The sequence below is a fragment of the Alkalitalea saponilacus genome (assembly GCF_900168165.1).
In the GTDB taxonomy this organism is placed as follows: domain Bacteria; phylum Bacteroidota; class Bacteroidia; order Bacteroidales; family Marinilabiliaceae; genus Natronoflexus; species Natronoflexus saponilacus.
The window spans coordinates 1-3,060 of sequence record NZ_FUYV01000059.1; the positions used below are offsets into that span (position 1 = coordinate 1).

A 3,060-nucleotide genomic window follows, 5' to 3' on the forward strand; every position below is an offset into this window, starting at 1 on the left:
AATGGCTCTTTTGGTTTTTTGAGCGTTGGCTTGTGCGTTGGAAAAAACCAAATGTGCCATTTGTGGGTCGGCTTTCCTTACACTGAGCGATAACGGTGACATATATGAAATGTTGGGGATTGCGGGAGTCGTCACTGTCTGCCGTTACAAAAGTTGGTGCGGGGCAGAAAGGTTTGTGTAAACACCAAAACCCCAATATTTTATATATGATGTTGTGCCCTGGCATTCTTAATTTACTATATTTTCAATATCAGTTATCATTCTATTAAATTCATCAATATCTATAGGATTTTCATTTCGTTCTGTTCCATTATGCATTTCTCCACCGGAAACACGTCCATGAATTCTTTCTAATGAATCAACCAACACAGAATCATTTTTGATATTTTTTAATTCCGCCCAAGCAATTCTACTATTTTTATTACTAAATCTGGTAGGTACTTGATGATTAAAAATAACTTCATCTATGACACACTCAACACATAAACGTAATAAGTTTGCAACTTTGGTATTGTCCTCAAATGGAACTTGTTTAAGCAATTTTTTAGCCTCATTTATGTGATTTTTTGAGTAGTTTCCCTTGTAATTTCTTAAAATCCCTTTAGAATGTTTACTTTGGCCAATTACTTCATAAACTTTTATATGCTTTCCATGATTTTTATTGCAATCAGTATCAATTGTTTTACAAATATGGTTGGGTTTTGATGTTTCAAAAGAATCAAGAAATAATCTGTTGTGATTGAATATTACCACCTGATTATCAATGTTTAGTAGTCGTTCTGCGAATTTACCTGCAATTTTATGGTCTAAGCTGCTTACAGGGTCATCCAGAATAATTGGATTCGTCTGCTTTTGCATTCTGACTTCAGCAACAAACAATGCTAAAGCTACAGCTTTTTGTTCTCCCTCGCTTAATATTGCTTTGATATCATTATTTCGAGACAAAACTAATTTAGTGCTTGAAACACCTTTTTTTGTTCCTGCATTTTCAATCCTAACGTCTAAATTTGGATAACCAATATTTGCTAACTCTTCATTAAATTTTATCTTTAATGTTTCTGTTAATAAATCATCGTTGGCGGTTTTAGAAAGAGAACTTAATTGTCGTGTATTTATTTTATTTGCTTTCTTTTTCAATGCTGTTTCTTCAGAAGTTAGTTCAAACCACTTCTCAATATTATTTTTTTGAAGGCTAATAGATTTATTTTCTTTTAAAAGACTTAGCTTTTGTTCAATTAATTTAATTTTTTCCTTTTTTTCTGTGTCTTCTTTTGAATACTTTTCAATTTGTGATTGCAGGTTCTCTACTCTAAAATTTAGCTCAGCGGTTAATGCAGAAATGTCTAAAACTGATATCGTAGAATGTGAATCCTCATTTTTAATTAATTCGATTATCTTAGATTTCACATCTTTGAAATATTTTATAATATCAAGAACAATTTCATATATAGATTTATCTTCTGTAGTATTCTCCTTTAATATTTGAATTGTACCCTCTGAAAATTGATAATCAAAGGAAAGGGCTTCAATTTCTTTAAGTTTAGCTTGAATATTTAACAATACTTTCTTTAATTCACGTTCAGAATTATCTTTTAGAAAGGAACCGTAGGCTTTGAGGATTTTGACAGAATTATCGCTTTGAAGCTCCTGTAAACAATATGGGCATATACTTTCTTTTCCTGTAAGAATTTCCGAATATGATTGGCCTGCAATAATAAATTCTTTCCATTCATTCGAATTACTTAATGGCACATTCTTTAATACTTCGAATTGTTCTTTCGCTTTATTACTTGCTAACTGTTTTTCTTTCTTATCCTCTAAGATTTTCTTTGCTTCAGTAATATTGTCAGAAAGTGTAGTGAAATTTTTGGTTAACCATTCTTTCAATTTTTCAATACTGTTTTTATTATCAGAGAGTAGCTTAATTCTATCTTGGATGTTGATTTGTTTTAAGATACTTAGGTCTTTGTTTAAATCATCTAAGTCTTTAGCCCTTTCATTAGAAAAGTCAAATAATTTTGTGATTTCTATTTTTTTACTCTCAGTTAAATTGTGATTTAAAAATACATTTTGATTTCGTTCAGAAATATTTGTTAAATCTATAGATGGTTTCTGAAGCCTTTTTTTATCGGAATTTGTAATTAGTTGATTTTTAAATTTATCAACCAAGTCAATTAGATAAGTGAAAATATTTAAACTTAGTGGTTGAATTAAAGTAGTATCATTTTGTCTTGTTTCTAATAAACCATTTAAATAAGAAGCATCAAACACCTTGCATTTATTTAGTTTTTCCAAGGAACGAGTCTTACCATCCCAACTAATTTTATTTTCATTTACACATTCTCTATAACTAATTTCAACGTCAATTTCGGATGGATTGTCTTTATAAATATTGGGTAAGATTTCTTTTATTTGATTTCCTCCCACAATCTCATTAATTATTTTGAAATAACCACTTTTTCCAGCACCATTTAATCCGTGTAATATTGTAACATTATCATTGAATTTGATTGTTTGGTTTTCACTGAGTGCATTTACTCCTTTTTTGTGAATTAGTTTTGAAAGAAAAATTTCAGTTTCATTATCACTATCAACAACATTAGGGATTGAATATTCAATAACATTTGAGTTCTGCAAACATTTAAAAATTTCGTTTTTCCTTTCAGAGGATATTGCACCATTAGATTCAATCGCACCATAGATAAGTGCTTTCAACCAATCATCTTGAGAATTAGCAAATTCAACTAAGTATTCTTTTGCATTATTTTTCATAATAGGAGGTTTTTATTTTGCTTGGGCACAACGTTGGGCAATATGGCATGAGGCGGAATGCGGGCTTCGTCACTATCCGCCGTTACAAAACCTGATGCGGGGCAGAATGGCTCAAAAAACCACGAAACCCGCCTTTTGCTATATTGCATGTTGCCGTTTCGTTGATTATTCCAATTTCTTTTTATTTTCGATATAAATGTCGTCAGAAATTTTCTTTAATGACTTCATAAAATCTTGTTCGTCAAGTGATTTTAATTGAATTTTCACAATATCTTTCAACTGTTTGAA

1 protein-coding gene is annotated in these 3,060 nt (G+C 30.5%); it reads right to left on the minus strand.

Annotated elements, in window-relative coordinates:
• Positions 1-228 precede the first annotated feature (228 nt).
• The gene (locus B5X70_RS17520) at positions 229-2,772 is read right to left on the minus strand and encodes an AAA family ATPase (protein ID WP_079559197.1); all 2,544 of its coding nucleotides are present in this window, start codon (positions 2,770-2,772) and stop codon (positions 229-231) included.
• Positions 2,773-3,060: the final 288 nt, after the last annotated feature.